The 17,192-nt window shown below is 70.6% G+C and carries 20 protein-coding genes; 8 read left to right on the top strand and 12 right to left on the bottom strand.

Annotation, left to right across the window (positions count from 1 at the left end):
• Positions 1 to 50: 50 nt before the first annotated feature.
• Positions 51 to 797: a response regulator transcription factor gene (locus AB0A90_RS30005; protein WP_357254476.1), complete on the top strand. Its 747-nt coding sequence runs from the start codon at positions 51 to 53 to the stop codon at positions 795 to 797.
• 5 nt (positions 798 to 802) lie between these two features.
• Complete coding sequence (locus AB0A90_RS30000) at positions 803 to 2,218, top strand: HAMP domain-containing sensor histidine kinase (protein WP_357254474.1); 1,416 nt, start codon at positions 803 to 805, stop codon at positions 2,216 to 2,218.
• A 173-nt stretch (positions 2,219 to 2,391) separates the two neighbouring features.
• Here AB0A90_RS30000 and AB0A90_RS29995 read toward each other — a convergent pair whose 3' ends face one another.
• The 6 genes from AB0A90_RS29995 to AB0A90_RS29970 form a co-directional block, all read right to left on the bottom strand.
• Positions 2,392 to 2,913 (bottom strand): hypothetical protein, encoded by a 522-nt coding sequence (locus tag AB0A90_RS29995; RefSeq protein WP_357254472.1) that lies wholly within the window; start codon positions 2,911 to 2,913, stop codon positions 2,392 to 2,394.
• A gap of 106 nt (positions 2,914 to 3,019) precedes the next feature.
• Positions 3,020 to 3,481: a hypothetical protein gene (locus AB0A90_RS29990; RefSeq protein WP_357254470.1), complete on the bottom strand. Its 462-nt coding sequence runs from the start codon at positions 3,479 to 3,481 to the stop codon at positions 3,020 to 3,022.
• 32 nt (positions 3,482 to 3,513) lie between these two features.
• Complete coding sequence (locus tag AB0A90_RS29985) at positions 3,514 to 3,765, bottom strand: immunity protein YezG family protein (RefSeq protein WP_357254468.1); 252 nt, start codon at positions 3,763 to 3,765, stop codon at positions 3,514 to 3,516.
• A gap of 162 nt (positions 3,766 to 3,927) precedes the next feature.
• A complete protein-coding gene (locus AB0A90_RS29980) occupies positions 3,928 to 4,755 on the bottom strand; it encodes an SAM-dependent methyltransferase (RefSeq protein ID WP_357254466.1) in 828 nt (275 codons plus the stop codon).
• A 189-nt stretch (positions 4,756 to 4,944) separates the two neighbouring features.
• Positions 4,945 to 6,705 (bottom strand): DUF1996 domain-containing protein, encoded by a 1,761-nt coding sequence (locus tag AB0A90_RS29975; RefSeq protein ID WP_357254464.1) that lies wholly within the window; start codon positions 6,703 to 6,705, stop codon positions 4,945 to 4,947.
• 135 nt (positions 6,706 to 6,840) lie between these two features.
• Positions 6,841 to 7,938 (bottom strand): hypothetical protein, encoded by a 1,098-nt coding sequence (locus AB0A90_RS29970; RefSeq protein WP_357254462.1) that lies wholly within the window; start codon positions 7,936 to 7,938, stop codon positions 6,841 to 6,843.
• Between the two features lie 173 nt (positions 7,939 to 8,111).
• On the opposite strand from AB0A90_RS29970, the gene AB0A90_RS29965 reads away from it, so the two are divergent.
• The gene (locus AB0A90_RS29965; protein ID WP_357254460.1) at positions 8,112 to 8,912 is read left to right on the top strand and encodes an alpha/beta hydrolase; all 801 of its coding nucleotides are present in this window, start codon (positions 8,112 to 8,114) and stop codon (positions 8,910 to 8,912) included.
• Between the two features lie 16 nt (positions 8,913 to 8,928).
• On the opposite strand, the gene AB0A90_RS29960 is transcribed toward AB0A90_RS29965, so the two are convergent.
• The 3 genes from AB0A90_RS29960 to AB0A90_RS29950 all read right to left on the bottom strand — a co-directional run bounded on the left by AB0A90_RS29960 (position 8,929) and on the right by AB0A90_RS29950 (position 10,736).
• On the bottom strand, positions 8,929 to 9,381 hold the full coding sequence (locus AB0A90_RS29960; protein WP_357254458.1) for a pyridoxamine 5'-phosphate oxidase family protein: 453 nt from the start codon (positions 9,379 to 9,381) through the stop codon (positions 8,929 to 8,931).
• A 118-nt stretch (positions 9,382 to 9,499) separates the two neighbouring features.
• Entirely contained in the window at positions 9,500 to 10,249 is a 750-nt protein-coding gene (locus tag AB0A90_RS29955) for a phosphotransferase (RefSeq protein WP_357254457.1), read from the bottom strand.
• Positions 10,250 to 10,337: 88 nt separating this feature from the next.
• Positions 10,338 to 10,736, bottom strand: a complete 399-nt coding sequence (locus tag AB0A90_RS29950; protein ID WP_357254455.1) for a MerR family transcriptional regulator — start codon at positions 10,734 to 10,736, stop codon at positions 10,338 to 10,340.
• 70 nt (positions 10,737 to 10,806) lie between these two features.
• On the opposite strand from AB0A90_RS29950, the gene AB0A90_RS29945 reads away from it, so the two are divergent.
• The gene (locus AB0A90_RS29945) at positions 10,807 to 11,730 is read left to right on the top strand and encodes an oxidoreductase (protein WP_357254453.1); all 924 of its coding nucleotides are present in this window, start codon (positions 10,807 to 10,809) and stop codon (positions 11,728 to 11,730) included.
• A gap of 69 nt (positions 11,731 to 11,799) precedes the next feature.
• On the opposite strand, the gene AB0A90_RS29940 is transcribed toward AB0A90_RS29945, so the two are convergent.
• On the bottom strand, positions 11,800 to 12,264 hold the full coding sequence (locus AB0A90_RS29940; protein WP_357254451.1) for a hypothetical protein: 465 nt from the start codon (positions 12,262 to 12,264) through the stop codon (positions 11,800 to 11,802).
• Positions 12,265 to 12,556: 292 nt separating this feature from the next.
• Here AB0A90_RS29940 and AB0A90_RS29935 point away from each other — a divergent pair, with 292 nt between their 5' ends.
• Positions 12,557 to 12,814 carry a hypothetical protein gene (locus tag AB0A90_RS29935; protein ID WP_357254450.1) on the top strand — a complete coding sequence of 86 codons (258 nt, stop codon included), beginning with the start codon at positions 12,557 to 12,559 and terminating at the stop codon, positions 12,812 to 12,814.
• Here AB0A90_RS29935 and AB0A90_RS29930 read toward each other — a convergent pair.
• Positions 12,811 to 13,623 carry an SDR family NAD(P)-dependent oxidoreductase gene (locus AB0A90_RS29930; protein WP_357254448.1) on the bottom strand — a complete coding sequence of 271 codons (813 nt, stop codon included), beginning with the start codon at positions 13,621 to 13,623 and terminating at the stop codon, positions 12,811 to 12,813. The two genes, AB0A90_RS29935 and AB0A90_RS29930, sit on opposite strands and share 4 nt — an antisense overlap.
• Positions 13,624 to 13,712: 89 nt before the next feature.
• Here AB0A90_RS29930 and AB0A90_RS29925 point away from each other — a divergent pair, with 89 nt between their 5' ends.
• The 3 genes from AB0A90_RS29925 to AB0A90_RS29915 all read left to right on the top strand — a co-directional run bounded on the left by AB0A90_RS29925 (position 13,713) and on the right by AB0A90_RS29915 (position 16,466).
• On the top strand, positions 13,713 to 14,159 hold the full coding sequence (locus AB0A90_RS29925; protein WP_357254532.1) for a MarR family transcriptional regulator: 447 nt from the start codon (positions 13,713 to 13,715) through the stop codon (positions 14,157 to 14,159).
• A 67-nt stretch (positions 14,160 to 14,226) separates the two neighbouring features.
• Positions 14,227 to 14,847 (top strand): TetR family transcriptional regulator, encoded by a 621-nt coding sequence (locus AB0A90_RS29920; RefSeq protein WP_357254446.1) that lies wholly within the window; start codon positions 14,227 to 14,229, stop codon positions 14,845 to 14,847.
• A gap of 119 nt (positions 14,848 to 14,966) precedes the next feature.
• On the top strand, positions 14,967 to 16,466 hold the full coding sequence (locus AB0A90_RS29915) for an FAD-dependent monooxygenase (protein WP_357254444.1): 1,500 nt from the start codon (positions 14,967 to 14,969) through the stop codon (positions 16,464 to 16,466).
• A gap of 51 nt (positions 16,467 to 16,517) precedes the next feature.
• Here the strand turns inward: AB0A90_RS29915 and AB0A90_RS29910 are convergent, their stop codons facing one another.
• Positions 16,518 to 17,042: a hypothetical protein gene (locus AB0A90_RS29910; protein ID WP_357254442.1), complete on the bottom strand. Its 525-nt coding sequence runs from the start codon at positions 17,040 to 17,042 to the stop codon at positions 16,518 to 16,520.
• Positions 17,043 to 17,192: the final 150 nt, after the last annotated feature.

The following is a 17,192-nucleotide window of genomic DNA, read 5'->3' as shown; positions in this document are numbered from 1 at the left end:
AATGGGTCGGGCCAGCGCTGCGAGCATGGAACCGCTCAGGGAGACGAGTTGTGGTGACGCCGGATCGGACGGCCGACGGCTCCGCGACCAGTGACACCCCACCACGGGTCCTGGTCGTCGATGACGAACTCTTCCTGGCGGACCTGGTCGCTTCCGCGCTGCGTTACGCGGGTTTCGCCTCGACCACGGCCGGGGACTGTGCAGAGGCGGAGGCCACTGTGGCGCGGGAACGGCCCGACCTGATCATCCTGGACGTGCTGCTTCCCGACGGCTCCGGCATCGACCTGTGCCGGCGGCTACGGGAGAAGGGCGTCCTCGCTCCGGTGATCTTCCTGACCGCGCGGCGGGCGGTCGCCGACAAGGTCGAGGGGCTGAGCGTCGGCGGTGACGACTACCTCACCAAGCCGTTCAGCCTGGACGAACTGGTCGCCCGGGCCCGGGCGATCCTGCGCCGGTCGCAACTGGCCGCGCCCGCGCCACCGCGGGAGGAGACCGGCGGGTTGCGCTACGCCGACCTGGTGATCGACCAGGAGGCGCACGTGGTGCGCCGGCAGAACGTGGTGATCGACCTGAGCCCCACCGAGTTCAACCTGCTGCGCTATCTGGTGCAGAACGCCGGCCGAGTGATGTCCAAGCAGCAGATAGTCGACCAGGTGTGGGAGTACGACTTCGGCGGCAACCACGGCGTGGTCTCGACGTACATCAGCTATCTGCGCCGCAAGATCGACCAGTTCGATCCGCCGCTGATCCAGACCATTCCCCGGGTCGGCTACACGCTGCGACTGCCGGCCGAGTGAGCGGGATGAGCCTGCGGGGCCGGCTCATCGTCCTGGTCGCGGTGCTCCTGGCGGCCGGAATGAGCGTGGCCGCACTGGCCACCTTGGCCGCTCTGCGGTATTTCCTGGTCACCCGCACCGACACCCAGCTCGATCAGCTGAGCGCGGCGGTCGTGACGCAGATGGACAACGGCACCGGGCTGAGCCCGTCCGGCGCCGGCAGCGGCCGGCCGGCCAGCGCGGGCGGTCAGCCGTTCGTGCTTCTGCGGATCCTGTCCCCGGACGGGACCCCGATGCTGGACCTGCAGAATCCGGGCGGGCAGGCGCCCGCGATCCGGCTGCAGCCGAAGGATCCCAGCACGAGCACACCGGACGGCGCGGTGTACGCGACCGTCACGCTGACAGATCAGCAGCCGAACCAGTGGCGGGTGCGGTCCGGCTGGCTGCCCGACAGGCGGGCGATCCTGCAGGTCGGTCTGCCGCTCACCGACTACGACGTGGCGAACCGTCAGCTCATCCGTACCCAGGCGGCCGCCACGGCGGTCATCCTGGCCGCCATGGTGCTGATCGCCTGGTGGCTGATCGGCCTGGGCACCCGCCCGCTGGACCGGATCGCCGAGGTGGCCGCGGACATCGGCGCCGGGCACCTCGACCGTCGGGTGCGCCCGGGCCGGCCGAACACCGAGATCGGGCGGCTCAGCGCGGCGCTCAACGCGATGCTGGTGCAGATCCAGACTGCCTTCAAGGAGAGGCAGACCTCGGAGGAGCGGCTGCGCCGGTTCGTCGCCGACGCCTCGCACGAGCTCAACACCCCGGTGGCGACCATCCGCGGTTATGCCGAGCTGTTCCGGCACGGTGCCGGTGCCCGGCCGGCCGACCTCGAGGTCGCGATGCGACGCATCGAGTCCGAGGCGACCCGGATGGGCCAGCTGGTCAACGAACTGTTGGTCCTGGTGAAGCTGGACGAGGGCCGCCCGCTGGACCGGGAGCAGGTGGATCTGACCCATCTGGTCACCGAGGCGGCGGCGGACGCCCGGGCCATCGCGCCCGGCCGCTCGCTGAGCGTGCAGGCGCCGGGCTCGCTCGTGGTCTCCGGCGACGAGTTGCGCCTGCGGCAGTTGCTGGCCAACCTGTTGTCCAACGTGCGCCGGCACACTCCGCCGGGGACCGCCGCCGAGATCCGGCTCTCCACCTCGAACGGCACCGCGGTGATCGAGGTGGCCGACGACGGCCCGGGCCTGACCGAGGAGGACAGCCGACGGGTCTTCGAACGCTTCTACCGCAGCGCGACGTCGCGCGGCCGGCAGCGGGAGGGCTCTGGCATCGGCCTTGCCATCGTCGCGGCGATCGCCGAGGCGCACGGTGGGACGGCCGAGGTGAGCTCGGTGCCGGGTGAGGGCACCACCTTCACCGTACGCATCCCGCAGGACGAGCAGGCCTGACTCATGTCGTACCCGCCGAAGCCGGTACCGGCGAGGGTGTTCAGATCTCCAGCCGCACGTCGCCGTCTCGGCCCATTGCGATATTGCGTCCAGGGTCGACGGGTAGGGCTCGCATTGCTCCCGGGTCCGACTCGAGCACGCCCACCACGTCCTGCGCGCTCATGACCATCTCGCTAGCGGCTGGCCCGCGGGGCGAGGCCACCATAGAGGTGGACACGGTTGTCGACGACGCAGTCCGGATCGCCGCGCAGAAACCGGTCGCCTGTGGCACTGCCGTTGCTGACGTGGACTATCCAGTCCTCGTAGTACCAGCTCGGGTCGCACTCGCACCCGATGAGCCGGAAATTGGCCCGGTACCGGCCAACCTGCCCCGGGGCGAGGGTGAACAGGCGGGTCGACACTCCCGTCCGGGGAAACGCCGCGCTGCCGGGCAGACGCTCGACGGTGACCGCCGAGCCCTCGAAGGCGAGCCACAGGGCCAGGTCGCGGGCGATGCTCACGCCACCGCTCAGTACGTCGCCGCGAAGCGAGTAGCTGGCGGCCTCATCGGCCAGGACGTCGTGGACCACCACATCGCCTGCTGGCAGCGGCGCAGGAAGTATCACCGGGCGGTCGAGTCCCCGACGGGCGTTGGCCTGTGGGGCGCCGCGCCCGGCCGCGCTCCATCGCACCCGTACCCGCTGGATGACGATCACGCCCACAGCATGGGCCACGACAGCCGGTCCCGTCAGCCGATATCCCCTCCGGCCGCATCGATCGTGCCGTCGGCCGCTCGACCGGTCCTGTGTGGAGCGGCTGCGATCAGGTGCTGTAGAGCCCGTCCCACGGTTCGGTGAACCCGAGGCGGTCCGGGTACAACTCGACCCTGTCGCCTCGCTCAGCGTCAGACTCGTCGATCAGACCGAACGTGACGCCGTCCTGGACCACACGAAACAGCTGGATGGCGATGTCGCCGTACTGTCGATCCGGTAGCTGATCGAGCAGGCCCTCCACGTGGGCCTCGGCCTGGTCGCCAAGCTCGCCTCGAAGGTACGGAGCGGTGGCCACGAGCGAGATGTCGGACCGGCGGTGGCGGCCCTCGGCGTCGAACAGGTGCAGGTAGGCGTACCAGCGGATCCGTTCCCGGTCCGGATCCGACGCGTGGTCGTCGTCGCGATGGGCGCCGTGTATCCCCGCGTAGAACTGACCCTCGGCGTACCGCCCCACCCTGTCGGTGCGGTAACCCGGTTCGTGGGCAATCGGCACCAGATCAGGTAGCGACATGCCGGTGACAATACCTTCGACAACCGCGCTGATCAGTCGGTCGGAGGCTCGTACGAGAAGTCGGCCGTGAAGGTGCCGTCACGCTGTGCGGTCATGGAGAACCCGTACCACGGCTCGTTGTCGTCTTCGATCATCAACTGTCGCAGGTCGATAATCAGATCGGCGATCTCATCGACGGCCTCGTCGGGATTGTCCTCCCCGGCGAAGTGGAACGCCTTACCGTCGGGGCTCCGGAGCTCGAGGCCCGCGTGGGCGTAGTTAACGTCGGGAGACGGTTGCCGCACACCACGAGTTGGGGCATTCGCGTGCGCTGACGAACTATCTGGCCGGCTTCGCGCTGGTCGGCTGTCGCGTTTCCAAGCAGCGGACGAGTCGTGGACAGGAAGCAGGGCGGTGTGTCCGCCGGCGGAGCGCGCTCTCGCCGACGGACCTCCCCGGAACGGTGCCTACGGCTTGCGGGCCAGGAGCCCGACAAACGTGTGATAGGTGTCGGTCTGCTGGGGAGCGGGGGCACCCGGATCTGGACGCCACTCAGCCAGCGGCACCAGTCCTGGTTCCAGGACCGTGAGTCCGTCGGCGAACGAGAGGATCTCCTCGTCGGTACGCCAGCGGCCGGTGCCCAGCGACTCGTTGAAGACCCGCTCGACCTCGCGGGCCTTGCGGGAGCCCTCGGGGTCTCGGTCGCCCGGGTCGCGGAAGTGCGAGATCGCCACGTAGCTGCCGGAGGGCAGCGCGTCGATCAATGCCGCCGCCACCGCTCGCGGATCCTCGTCGTCGCCGAGGTGGTGCAGGATCGCGAACAGCAACAGCCCGATCGGCCGGTCAAAATCGAGGGCCCGACGTACGTCCGGATGGTTGAGGATCTCCTGCGGTGCGCGAGCGTCCGCCTGGATCACCGTCGCGGTGCCCTCCGCGGCGAGCAGTGCCCGGCCATGGGTCAGGACGATGGGATCATTGTCCACATACACCACCTGAGCCTTCGGGTTCTGCTCGGTGGCGACCTCGTGCACGTTGCCCTGGGTGGGCAGTCCCGATCCGATGTCGAGGAACTGGTCGATGCCCGCCTCGGCGACCAGGAAGCGAATCACCCGACGCAGGAAGGCACGGTTCGCCTGGCCGGCTGCCGGCCCGTCCGGCGTTATCCGCAGGGCGTGCTCGGCGACCTTGCGGTCGACCTCGAAATTGTCCTTGCCGCCCAGGAAGAAGTCATAGACCCGGGCCACGCTGGGAATGTTGGGGTCGATGCCGGGGGGTGCCGCCTTGTCGAGGGTCACAGGCGTCTCCATTCGTCGGGGATTGGCGCAGGTCGAGGTCCACGGGCGGTGCCGGCGTTGCGGCGAGTGTAGCGATCGGGATGGTTGTTTTCCGCCCCGACTGGTCTGCCCGCGCAGCGGGAAGCTCAGCATCCGTGCCAGCCGTACCCCGGATGGTGCGAGTGCGCGGGCGGAGACTTCCCGGGGGCATCAGGAGCAGTTCTTGCCCTTGTTGATGCAGGTGGCGATGCGCTGCATGGCCTGGACGGAGTTGACGTTGACGAAGTCGTTGTGGTCGGAGAACGGGTTGTGGTTCTCCTCGGGGAAGGAGTCGAGGGCGTACTGGCCTTTGACCTGCACGCTGCGGGCGATGTCGTAGGCCACGGTGACCCGCAGTTGTGGGATCGCCTGGAAGCCCTGCGGGCACGCGCCGGTGGCCTTGTCGGCGAACGCGACGTGGTTGCGGTGGTTGTCGCTGTCGATGTTCCTACCGTCCCAGCAGCCGGGGAAGTCATGGACGCGCTGCACCTGGCTGCCCGTGGGGCAGATCGGGTACTTGTCGGAGAGCCGGTCGGTGAAGCCGGAACAGGTCCAGGTGGCACGGGCGTTGGCCGGACCGCGGCTGGTGGGCTTGGCGTCGCCGGTGAGAGCCCGGAGGAACTTCGGCATCGGCACCACCTTGCTGACCGGGTTGCTGCGGTACTCGATCAACACCTGCGCCGGGCGGACGATGCCGCCGGTGTTGCCGGGTAGTTCGAAGTTGGGCCCCTGCGGATCGGGCAGCGCCGCGGGTGCGCTGGGCGCGCTGCTCGGTGCCGCCGGGGTGGCGGGGGCCTGGTCCAGCCTGCAGGCGGCGAGCGCGTCGAGACCCGCCGGGCGGGCGGCCTGCCGCCCGATCGCGATGGCGATCCGGTCGAGCGCCGCGGCCCGCTTGGCGCGCAGCGGCCCGAGGATGGCGTTGTCGACGAAGGCCGGGCCGCCCTGGCCGCGGCTGCCGACGAGGCGCTCGTTGGCCTCGGAGAGCTGCCGGTCGAGCTCGTCGAGGTTGCGGTTCACCTCGGCGAGAGCCCGATTGGGTACGCCAGGCAGCCGGTCCCGTACGGCCGGGCACTGAATCCGCGGATTCGCGGCCTGGGCGGCGTTGGCGCTCGCCCGGTGGGCGCTGTCGGGCATGCGGGCGTGCATGTCGTCGTAGCTGACGTCACAGTCGACAAGCGAGACCAGGCCGGGCTGATTGCCACCGCCGGCGGTGATCGTGGTGCTGATCTCCTTGAGCAGTACGGCCCGGCGGGCCCGCAGCGCGTCGATGACCTCCCGGTTGAACGCGGCGTCGATCCGGCCCCGGCTGGCGGTCATCCGCTGGTTCGCGGCGGCCTGCTGGCGATCCAGCTCGGCCAGCAGACGGTCGACGGTGTTGCGGGCCGAGCTGGGGACGGCCCGCAATCTCCTGCCGGCCGAGGGACAGACGACCATGGGCTGGGTCTGGGCGAGGGCCTGCTGGACCTGCCTGCCGCTGCGGACGGTCTTGTCGATGCGTACCACGGGCCAGAAGTAGGACGACTTGTCGCCGTTGCGGCAGGTGGTGCCGGCGGCGTCCAGATCGGCGTCCGAGGAGTTCGCGGTGATGGCCAGGTTGCCGACGAAGTCGTGGACGTGTTCGGCGCCGTTGCGGATGCCGGGCTGGGCCACCGGATTGTCCGGGCTGAACTTGCCGTTCCTGTTCGTGCCGCAGTCGACGGTGAACCGGCCGGTCGACGCGCCGGCGGCCGGCCTCGGGTTCCGCACGTTCGGTGGCACGTTCTCGATCGGCACGAACTGGTCGAGGCTGGTGGCGGCGTCCGCGGTGCCCTTGCCGCCACTGGAGACGAAGGTGGCGGTGAGCGCACCGGTGGCCGCCAGCACCAGCACGGCCAGCGCGATCCGGACCGGCCGGGTCTGGACCAGTGCGGTCCCGTTCTTCCTGCGGTTCATCGGAATCTCCTCAAAGCCGTAAACGGCTCCGGTGATGTGCTGTCCCCAGTCGGTACGGGCCGACGCGCGGTCAACGGTCAACGGTCGCCGGGCACGTCACGGTTCGGTAAGAAGTCCGACGGGCGGGGTGAGCCGCTACCACAGGCCCCGCTCGCGGAGCAGGGCGAGTCGGTCCGGTGGCAGGCAGCTGGTCAGGTTCCGGTCCAGGTCGACCAGTTCGAGGTCGACGGCGTACACGACGAAATCGTCGGTGACTGGCAGCGTCGCCGACCAGTCGCGCAGGTTCAGCCGAGCCGCGGCCGAGCAGCACAGTCGTCGGAGGATCTCGGATCCGGCCGAGACGTCCGGGTCGTCGGCGTCGAGGAGGGTGAGTTCCTGCCGGATCAGCCGCGCCGGTCCGGTGTCGTCGAGGTCGATGTCGGTGCTGGCCTCGAAGTCCTCCGGCGACCAGGCTGCGCGGGCGTCCACCGTGCGCAGGTCGGCCCGTTCCGCCGCGGTGGCGGCGCTGATTCCGAGCGACAGCTGCGCCGGCCCGGCGTAGCCGAGGGCGAGGCAGGCGATGGGATCGTCGACGGGCAGCCGTGCCGCCGCGGCCGGAATCAGTGCCACCAACATGTCTTCCAGGGCTTGGCACGCCGTGTCGAGATCGAAGCCCGCCGGTGGTCGGACGTAGAGCTCCCGCGACTGCCTGCCCGTGGCCTCGACGAGCCGGAGCAGGCCGTCGTCGTCATGCTCGGCAAGGAGTACGGCAGGCGGGCGGCCGTGGTGCTCGACCTCGACGCGAAAGATCCGCCCGTCGGTGTACGCGTACGACTCCCGGCCCGAGCCGCGGCGCGCGACCATGTCCGCCGAGCGCATCAACCCGTCGTCGAAGCGGTACTCGTGCAGGTAGATCGGCCCGTCCGTGTCGAAGTGCGCCACCTCGACAACCTCGTCGCCGTGCCGGAAGAACGTCTCCTGGTGCAGGCGGCCGTGCAGGAAACCGCTGTACTCCTCGACCACGGACACCCGGCCCTGAGCATCGAACCCGAGTCGCAGGACGTCCACATCCCCCGAGGGGCGGGCCTCCAGCCGACGCCCGGGCCTGAGCAGGGCCCGCTCGAAGCGCAGCGGGCGCAGATCGAGGCCCGGCCAGGTGTACCAGTCCCAGACCTCCACGAGTGCGGTCGCTGCCCGCTTCCGGGGCTCGTACTCGTTGGCGAGTTGAGCGAACCGCGCCGCGGCGTCAGGCATGCCCAGGATCGTACGGCTCACCTCGACGGGCCCGACCCGACGCGTACATCCGGGTCTGTCGCGGACCGCGCGGCGTGCCTGCCGTCACCCGTCTGCGGGATGTCGTCCCTCGGCCGAGGGACGACATCCCGCCACGCCGGTTCGTAGGGTGGGTGCCCTCGGGAGGGGGAGAGATGGCAGCGACAGGTACGCCCGTGGTGTTCGTCCATGGCATGTTCCTGCACGCCACGTCCTGGGCCAGCTGGGTCGAGCTGTTCCGGACGGCGGGACATGACCCCCTGAATCCAGGCTGGCCGGGTGAACCGAGCACGGTCGCAGAAGCGCGGCACGAGCCGGACCGGGTCGCTGGCGTCGGCATCGACGACATCGTCGCGCACTACGCGCAGATCATCGGCACGCTCGGCGAACGGCCGGTCGTCGTCGGCCACTCGACCGGCGGCCTGGTGGCGCAGCGCCTCCTCGATCAGGACCTCGCGGCGGCGGCGGTGGCGCTGCAACCTCCACCCATCAAAGGTGTGGCGAACCGCGCGCCGTCGAGCATTCCGGTGGGCTGGCCCCTGCTGCGCAACCCGGCCAACCGGCGCCGGGCGGTATCGCTTACCGATCGGCAGTTCCGCTACAGCCACGGCAACGCGCTCACCGCACTCGAATCCGACCGGTTGTACCGGCAGTGGGTCATCCCGTCACCCGGCAGGCCGGTGTTCGAGCTGGTGTCCGCGAACCTCTCCCGACGTTCACCGGCCGCGATCGACGCTGCCAACCCGGCCCGGGGACCACTGCTCATGGTGGCCGGCGGTAGGGACCACAGTGCGCCCGCGGCCGTCGTCAGGGCCACGGTCGAGCGGTACCGCGCCTCCTCGGCGGTCACCGACTACCAGGAGTTCCCCGACCGCGGGCACTCGATGCCGATCGACACCGGCTGGCGTGCGATCGCCGACGCCACACTGGCCTGGATGCGACGTCACCTCCGATAACCGCCGGGTCCGACGCTCAGACGAGCCACTGACCGGCACGCATCAGGTCCCGGCCGGCAAGTTCGTTCTCCTCCCGCCACGCCTGAATCCGGCGAGGCGTCACTCGCAAGTACGCGTAGGGGGTTGCGCCGACCCGAGCGTCCCAGAGCTTCGCCGCGAAGGCGTTGGCCAGATCGACCGGTACGGTCACGCGCGAGAACGTCTCGACGGTGCCGTCGATGAGCACCACGTCGCGGGTCGTGCCTACCGACATCCGCACTCGTCCCGAGGCACGCAGATTGCGCGCGGTCGGGCTGGACTCGGTTGTGGCCAGGGTGAGGGTCACGCCGTCCCAGAGGAAGGAGAGCGGCACCAGATGGGCGTTGCCGTCCCGGTCGGCTGAGGCGACCCACGCGTCCAGGTCGCGGTCGAGGCGGGCGAGGGTGTCCCGCTTGCGCTGCTGTGGAGTACGCGGTGCATCGGCTGCCACGTCGGAAATCCTCCCATCGTGCGTGTGGATCCTCGCGGCTCGCGGCGGTCCCGGTGCCGAGCCACCACACATCGTCCGGCATCGGTGCGGCGCCTGGGTACCGCCGACCCCGCTCTGCTCACTCCAGCCCGGCGAGCCAGGCGTCGCGGTGCGCGTCGAGGTAGTCGGCGGTTGCCAGCCAGTAGGGACCGTCCTCGGTCCAGATCCTGGCCCACGGCTGACGCTGGTGGCGGGCGCCCTCGCGCAGCAGGTCGTACATGGCTCTGGCGCGGCAGCCCAACAGGACGGCCAGCGCCGGACGGGATGCGTCATCGAGGCCGTAGCCGTCGACGAACGCGCGCAGCCGTGCCGCGGACTGCGGCACCGGCCGGTCCGCGCGGAGGCCGGCCATGCTCTGGGCCGCGTACGCGAGGTCCCACAGTCGCGAGCCTGGCGCGGCCCCGTCCCAGTCGATCAGCACCCAGCCCTGATCCGACCTGACCAGGTTCCATGGTGCTACATCGTTGTGGCAGATCATCTCTTCCCGGTCCGGCGGGATGACCTGGTTCCAGCTCCCGCCGGCCGGCGGTACGAAGCTGGCCAGCGCCTCGTGCAGGTGCGCCAGCAGCCGCCCGATCGAGCGCAGTTCCGTGGCGGGGTAGGTGCCGGACTCGGCACCCATCTCGCCCGGGACGTATTCCAGCACCTGCCTGCCCTGCTCGTCCCGGCCCAGCGGGCGAGGGCACGCCGTGAACCCGACGGCGTGCAGGTGGTCGAGCAGCAGGTCGACCATCTCCGTCCAGGGTCCGACGGGTCGTCGAACGGTGTCGCCGACTCGCACGACCCCGCTGGTGACGTTCCCCTGCAACACCTCTTCGCGGTTACTCATCCCGAGATTCTGCCCGGACAGCTGCGGATGTGGACGTCGACCAAGGCGCGGTTCCGCACCGTTGCGCGTGCGCTGCGGGCCGGGGTTGCTACTGCCAGGGATCTCCGGTCGCGCCGGCGGCGAGGTGTTCCTCATAGCTGGCCACTTTGCCGTTGACGAGATCGAGGCAGTCGCTCAGCTGCGCGAGCTGCTCGGCGATGTGCCGCTGGTGATCGCGGAGCAGTTCGAGTCGTTCCGCCTCGTTGCCGCTGCCCTCGCGGACGAGCTGGGCCAGGCGGCCGATCGTCGCGAGCGGCATCCCGGAGGCGCGGAACTTCACGCAGTTCGCCAACCACTGCACATCCCAGGCGCTGTAGACACGCCTGCCGGATCCGTCCCGCCGCACCTCGCTGGCCAGCAGACCCTTACGCTCGTAGAGCCGAAGGGTGTGCACGCTCAACCCGGTGCGCTGCGCCACCTGTCCGATGCTCAGGTCCCTGTCCGACACAGCCCCGACCGTAGTCGGTAGCCCGTAGCCCGTTGACCTAGACCACGGTCTAGCGCCTAGCGTCGCCGGCATGACCAGCGAGATGACCCACACCAGGTTCGGCGCCCACAGCACGACCGGAGACGTCCTCGCCGGCGTCGACCTCACCGGCAGGACCGCCGTCGTCACGGGCGGCTACTCCGGCCTCGGTCTCGCCACCACCCGCGCGCTCACCCAGGCCGGGGCTCGCGTCGTCGTCCCCGCCCGTCGGCCGGACGCGGCCCGGCAGGCGCTCGCCGGCGCAGCCGGGGTCGAGGTCGACCAGGTCGATCTCGCCGACCTCGCCTCCGTCCGGGCGTTCGCCGAACGGTTTCTCCGCAGGCATCCGGCCCTCGACATCCTGGTCGCGGGAGCAGGGGTCATGGCGTGCCCGGAGACGCGGGTGGGGCCCGGCTGGGAGGCGCAGTTCGCGATCAACCACCTCGGTCACTACGCGCTGGTGAATCTGCTGTGGCCGGCGCTCGCCGCCTCCGGTGCTGCCCGTGTCGTCTCGGTCGCTTCCGGCCGCGACCCGTCGTGGCGGATTCGGTGGGACGACGTGCAGTTCGAGCGCGGCTACGACAAATGGGAGGCCTACACCCAGTCCAAGCTCGCGAACATCCTGTTCGCCCGCCACCTCGGCCTGCTCGGCAGACCGCACCGGGTCCGCGCCTTCTCCGTCAACCCGGGCTACATCCAGACGCCGCTGCAACGACACCTCACGGTCGAGGAGATGGTCGCCGCCGGCTGGATCGACGCGGACGGCACTCCCGCGCCGGGCCTGTTCAAGACCGTCGAGCAGGGCGCGGCGACCCAGGTCTGGGCCGCCACCTCACCCCACCTCGACGCGTACGGCGGCGACTACTGCGCGGACTGCCAGGTCACCGACGGCAGCCCCGACGACAGCAGTACGGCGGCCCGGCTCTGGGCGCTCTCGGCCGACCTGACCGGCCTCGATCTCATCGACCGAGCCTGACCCGTCCCGCCTGCTCGCGCCTCGGCCACCGGGGGAGCAGCTTCCGCCCGGGGTCTGCCGGCGATACGCCTACTCAGTGGTCGCCAGCTGGTGCGCCAGCCGATCCCGGCCGCTCCTGATCAGCTCCCCGTACTCGTCATCGCCAAGCGCGTCGATCCCCGCCTCGGCACGCTGGAGGTGGTCGCGGGCACGGCCGAGGTCGCCGAGCTTGCGATAGCAGTCCGCCAGGTTGAGATGCAACGACGGGTACAGGGCCGCCACGGACATCGGCACGCCGGCCTGCGCGACTCGCGCCTCGGTGAGCAGATCGGCCGCCGCGAGCGCTCGCTGGTCCCAGACCAACTCCTGGCGGGCGTCGTCCTGCACGTCGGCCATCGAGTGCGCGAGGACGCAGACATGCAGGGGATCGCCTCCCTCGCCGCCGATGTCGTCCCAGATCTCTGCGAACAGGTCACGAGCGGCTTCACGCTGGCCGTGCTGGTGATGCAACTGCACGCCCTCGTTGATGCGGGCGAGCGTTTCATCGGTGCTCATCAGCCGGTCCTTCCCCGCTCCTGTCGCGACGGTGGCTCGGATCGTACCCGCGCTGGTCGCGGCCCACCGTACTGCTGGCGGCGCGGTGAGCGCCTCGGGCTGACGCGGCGTGGCCAGGGCGGATGGCCGTTCGATGGAGATCACGCTGGCGGATCATCGCGGTAGCGCCGCCCGTTGTCGGGAATCGGATCGCGCACGTCCATGTAAGCCTTACTTTCACAAACTTCGATGTCCCGGCCCTGGCTCGACGGGGAGCGTCGGTGCGCCGCGGACGGTGGTGGGAGGAGACTTCATGCGCGGACGCAGATGGGCGACCCTGGTGGTGGCGGTGACGCTCGCACTGGGTGGGCTGGTCGGGACCGGCGCCACTCCGGCTGCGGCGGACCCGCAGGGCGGCACGCTGCGCAATGTCTACTCCGACGGCCAGTTCTGCAACAGCTATGGCAGCGAGGGCGTCCGGACCGGTCTGTGGAGCTGGTACTACTGCGAGTACCGGCAGTACGGCCCCAACGCACCCGGTTTCTACTTCCTCTGGACCTTCACCTACTAGCGCGCGGCCACGAGCGCCTGGGTCGCGGCGGCGAGGCGCTGCCGAGCGGCCAGGTCGTAGGCCTGTTGGTGGGCCGGCGCGTCGTCGAAGCGGTCGAAGTAGCGGCCGGACACTCCGTCCAGAGCTGGGTCCGCGACAAGCCGCAGTGTCGGCAGCACCCCGGCGTCGACGGTGGTGATCGGGGTGAAGCCGCTCGCGTGCACCATTCGGGTGTCCATGAGGTGGGCGGGGTGCACGGCATTGACTGTCACGACGTCGGCCGGGACCTCGGCCGCCAGGTCGAAGGTGGACATGATCATCGCGAGCTTCGCCCGGCAGTACGCGACGACCGCGTCGTAGGTGCCGTTCTCGAAGCCGAGGTCGTCGAGGTCGACGCGGGCCTGACCCATCGACGCCACGTTCACGACACGGGCCGGGGCGGACGCGGTCAGGAGCGGCAACAGTTCGGTGGTGAGCAGGTAGGGCGCGAGATGGTTCACGGCCAGAAGCAGCTCGTGGCCCTGTCGGCTCACGTCGCGTCGGGTCGGGTCGGTCGCGCCGACGGCCGCGTTGTTGACCAGTACGTCAAGCCGATGTTCGCGTTCGCGTACGCGTGCTGCCAGAGCGCGGACCTGGTCGAGGTCGGCCAGGTCCGCCAGGTATGTACGCACGTCCGGCGTCAACGCGCGCAGCTCGCGGGCGACGGCGTCGAGCCGGGTCTGGTCCCGGCCGTGCAGCAGCAGCGTGGCTCCTCGCACGGCGAGGTCACGGCCGAGGTGGTAGCCGACGCCGCTGGTGGCGCCGGTGATCAGTACGACCCTGTCTCGCACAATGCCTCCGCATCTTGATGCCTATCAAGACCTTGACGATAGCAATCCTCTTGACAACTGTTCAATCCCGCTACCATCTGCTGGTGGAAATGCCTGCCGACGAGCGCCTTGGCTTCGACATCAAGCGCGCCGAACAGGCGCTGATGGCGGCCAAGGCCGCGGCGCTGCGTCCGGCCGAGCTGACTGTCGCTCAGTACGCGGCACTGTTCGCCCTCGCCGACAACCCCGGTATGTCCGGAGCTGCGCTGGCACGAGCCTGCCTGGTGACGCCCCAGGCCATGACCGGCGTCCTCAAGGCGCTGGAGGATCGAGGGCTGGTGCGACGCTCGGCGCACCCCTGGCACCGCCACGTTCTGGAGACCAGCCTCACCGATAAGGGTCACACCACGCTGCTGCGGTGCGACCGCGAAGCGGTGCGCATCGAACGGCGGATCGCCGACGCGCTGAGCCCCGACGAGCGCCTCCAACTCCGTGACCTGCTGGCCAGATGCGTGGAGGCGATCCGCGACTCCGGTCAGCCGGAGGCGGACCGCTGAGGCGGTCGGAACAATTTTGCGTGGTACGCATATTTGCGTGCCGCGCAAGAAGTGCTACCGTGGTGGCATGACGGGGCTGCGGGAGCGCAAGAAGGCCGAGACGCGGGCGGCGCTCGGCTGGGCCGCGATCCACCTCACCGCCGAGCGCGGCTACGACAACGTCCGCGTCGAGGACATCGCCGAGGCGGCCGGGGTGTCCCCGCGTACCTTCAACAACTACTTTTCCAGCAAGGCCGAGGCGATCGCCTCCCGCCATCTCGACCGCAGTCTGCGCACCGCCGCCGCGCTGCGCGAACGCCCGGCCGACGAGCCGCTCTGGGCGGCGCTCACTCAGGCCGCGCTGGAGCAGTTCACCCGCGGCCCCGAGGTCGAGGCGATGCCATCCCCCGCGCACGCCCAGTGGGTGGCCGGCGTCCGTACCATGCTCGCCGAGCCCGCACTCCAGGGCGAGCGGCTGCGGGCCGTCGCGGTCGCCGAGGCCGAGCTGGCCGCCGCGGTCGCCGAGCGCACCGGCACCGACCTCGCCACCGACATGTATCCGAGGCTCGTCGCGGCTGCCACCAGTGCCGCCGTCGCCGTCGCCATGCAGCACTATCTCGACAGCGCCGACCCGCCCACCCCAATCGAGCGCCTCATCACCGACGCCTTCACCCAGCTCGCCGCCGGCCTCCCGGCGCCGCCCCGCTGAGGCCCGGCCTCCGCTCACGTACCGCCTCACCCACGTCCTCAGCCGCGTCACCCCGCGGCGGGCCGGCCGCGTGCCGCGCCTGCCGTGGCGATGACGCATGCCCCGAAAGGATCACCACAGTGATCGATGTCCTCATCGTCGGAGCCGGCCCCAACGGCCTCATGCTCGCCGGCGAACTGGCCCTCGCCGGCGTCCACCCCGTCGTCCTCGAACGTCAGGCCACGCCCACCGGCGAGCCCCGCGCCAACGGTCTCGTCGGCCAGGTCGTCCGCCTGCTCGACCGCCGCGGCCTCTACGCGCGGCTCAGCGGCGGGAGCACCCCGCCGAGCCCGCAACCAGCCTTCACCTTCGGCGCGTTTCCGCTGGATCTCACGATGCTCGCGGAGAACCCGCACTACGTGCTCGGCGCACCGCAGGCCCAGCTCGAGGCCGCCCTCTCCACCCGGGCCGCCGAGCTCGGCGTCGACCTGCGCCGTGGCCACGAGGTCGTCGACCTCCGCCAACGCACCGACGCGGTCGAGGTCAGCCTTGCCGACGGTACGCAGCTCAGCGCCCGCTTCCTCGTCGGCGCCGACGGTGGCCGCAGCGCGGTGCGCCGCCTCGCCGGCATCGACTTTCCCGGCGTCACGAACGACCGGTCGGTCTCCCGCACCGCGACCGTGACCATCCCCGCGTCATCCCTCGATCCCGAGACCGGCGGTCTGAGCGTCCCCGGCTTCGGCGTCGTCCCGCCGTTCCTGCACACCCGCACCGCACGCGGTCTGATCGTGTGGGCGCCGTTCCCCGGCCGTCCGGCGATCCTGAGCACGACGGAGTGGCTCGACACGCAGCCGACCGACGAGACCCCGATGAGCCTGGTGGAGCTACGCGCCAGCGTCGCCCGGGTGCTCGGCGCCGACGTCCCGGTCGGCGCGCCGGACGGTCCCGGCCTGCTGCGGCGGCTGACCGGTCAGAACACCCGCATCGCCGGTCGCTACCGCGCCGGCCGGGTGCTGCTGGTCGGCGACGCCGCGCACGTGCACCCCGCGATCGGCGGTCCCGGCCTCAACCTGGGCCTGCAGGACGCCGTCAACCTGGGTTGGAAGCTTGCCGCCACGGTCCGCGGCTGGGCGCCGCAGGGCCTGCTCGACACGTACGAGAGCGAGCGTCGCCCGGTCGCCGAACGGGTCGTCATGTCCACCCAGGCACAGTCGGCGCTCATCGGTCCCGGCGACGAGATCACCGGCCTGCGGGAACTCTTCGCCGAACTGCTGCGCAAGCCGGAGGTGACCGGGCACATCGCGGCGTTGATGTCCGGCGCGGACGTTCGCTACCCCGCCGACCCCGCCGACCCGTTGGCCGGTCGCTCGGCACCCGACGTGGTCGTGCACGGTCACCACGGCCCGGTGCGCCTCGCCGAGCTGACCCGCGCCGCCCGGCCGCTGCTGCTGGACTCCACGGGTGCCTACGCCGAGGTCGCCGCACCGTGGCGAGACCGCGTCGACGTGGTCACCGGCGCGCTGGAGGGCACGACCGCGGCGGCGTTGCTCGTGCGCCCCGACTGCTTCGTCGCCTGGTCCGCCGGAGACGCCGACACGCTGCGCGCCTCGCTCACGCACCACTTCGGCCGGCCAGAATGAGAGGCCGTCAGCTCACGGTCGTCCGCCGTCCGCTGCGTGGACCGACGCAGCTCAGGGGTTACGGCGTAGTTCGCGCAACACCCCGTGCCGGCGCATGGCCCACACCAGCCGCCGGACGCTCGGATGCCGTACGAACAGCACCGCCACCTGCCGGATCAGGCCGAACCGGTTGTCGCTGACCTGGTTGTCGATCGCCTGCCAGATCAGCTCGCGTACCTTGGCGCTGTCCAGCACCGCGCGCATCTCACGCCGCACCACGGGATCCTCCGCCGCCGAGGCGATGGCGGCAGCCTGACCCGGCCGGTCCGCAAGCGGCTCCACCGCCGCCGCGACGAGCGGCCGACGTACCTCGTCCTGCTCCAGTAGCAGCAGCACGGCTCCCCGAATCTCGGTCGTGTCCAGGGCGGACCGCAGCAGGTTCAACAGGCTGCGCTCGACCTCACGGTCGTGGTCCGCGACGGACAGCGTGGCCAGCAGCAGCGCCACCTCGTCGAGATCGATGAGGTGGCGCAGCCCGCTGCGGAACTCGGGCAGCTCCCAGGCAACCTGGAGGGCCTTGACGAGATTGCGGTTCATGAACCATCCGCTACCCGCCAGCGACAGCCGGCGAAACCCCGCGACCGGTCTGCTCGTGGTCCGTGGCTGACACTCCTGGTATGAGTGGGTGCCCCCGACCGGATCGGGCGGCGGTGGGCCGAGGAGATGGATCCGCCGGACCGGTAAACC

Source organism: Micromonospora sp. NPDC049204 (assembly GCF_040647935.1).
Taxonomy (GTDB): Bacteria; Actinomycetota; Actinomycetes; order Mycobacteriales; family Micromonosporaceae; genus Micromonospora.
This window is presented reverse-complemented; position numbering and strand designations above follow the sequence as displayed.